The 1207-nt window shown below is 43.6% G+C and carries 1 pseudogene; it reads left to right on the top strand.

The features are described 5' to 3' along the window. Positions 1-1207, top strand: a pseudogene (locus tag HT699_RS11215) (hypothetical protein); the annotation flags it as partial.

The following is a 1207-nucleotide window of genomic DNA, read 5'->3' as shown; positions in this document are numbered from 1 at the left end:
AAAGTGACAGGTGAAGAAACAGCAGGAGACTGGTCAACAGGTACATGGGGTTCTCAAGACTCTCCAACTGTAACCAACTATGACGCCCCAGATAAGGCAACTGTAGCGGAAACAGCTGTAACATCAACAACTACAGATACAACCGAAGTAGTGAAATACCCACAAGCTACAGAAGATGTTAAAGAAAGCAAAACTGTTACCCGTACCATCAAGTATGTAGATGCGACTGATGAAACGACAGAAGTAGCAACACCCGTTACGCAAACCGTCACCTTAACGCGAACCAACAAGCGTAACAAAGTGACAGGTGAAGAAACAGCAGGAGACTGGTCAACAGGTACATGGGGTTCTCAAGACTCTCCAACTGTAACCAACTATGACGCCCCAGATAAGGCAACTGTAGCAGAAGCAACTGTAACGTCAACAACTACAGATACAACCGAAGTAGTGAAATATCCGCAAGCTACAGAAGATATTAAAGAAAGCAAAACTGTTACCCGTACCATCAAGTATGTGGATAAAGAAAATGAAGCAACAGAAGTAGCAATACCAGTTACGCAAACCGTCACCTTAACGCGAACCAACAAGCGTAACAAAGTGACAGGTAAAGTAACAGAAGGAGACTGGTCAACAGGTACATGGGGTTCTCAAGACTCTCCAACAGTCACTAACTATGACGCACCAGATACAGAAAGTGTAGCGGAAGAAACGGTTACTTCAACGACAGCCAATACGACGGTAGTTGTGAAGTATCCACAAAGTATTGCCGATGAAATGGAACGCAAAACCGTTACTCGTACCATCAAGTATGTAGATGCGACTGATGAAACAACAGAAGTAGGTAGCCCAGTTACGCAAACAGTTGAACTAACAAGAACCAACAAGCGTAATAAAGTGACAGGTAAAGTAACAGCAGGAGACTGGTCAACAGGTACATGGGGTTCTCAAGACTCTCCAACTGTAACCAACTATGACGCCCCAGATAAGGCAACTGTAGCGGAAGCAACTGTAACATCAACAACTACAGATACAACCGAAGTAGTGAAATACCCACAAGCTACAGAAGATGTTAAAGAAAGCAGAACTGTTACCCGTACCATCAAGTATGTCGATAAAGCCAACGAAACAAAAGAAGTGGCTGACTCAGTTACGCAAACAGTTGAACTAACAAGAACCAACAAGCGTAACAAAGTGACAGGTGAAGAAA

Origin of the sequence: Streptococcus sp. 1055 (assembly GCF_013276815.1) — a bacterium.
GTDB classification, from domain to species: domain Bacteria; phylum Bacillota; class Bacilli; order Lactobacillales; family Streptococcaceae; genus Streptococcus; species Streptococcus pseudopneumoniae.
The sequence above is the reverse complement of the archived record's forward strand: the minus strand, read 5'-3'. Positions and strand labels throughout refer to the sequence as shown.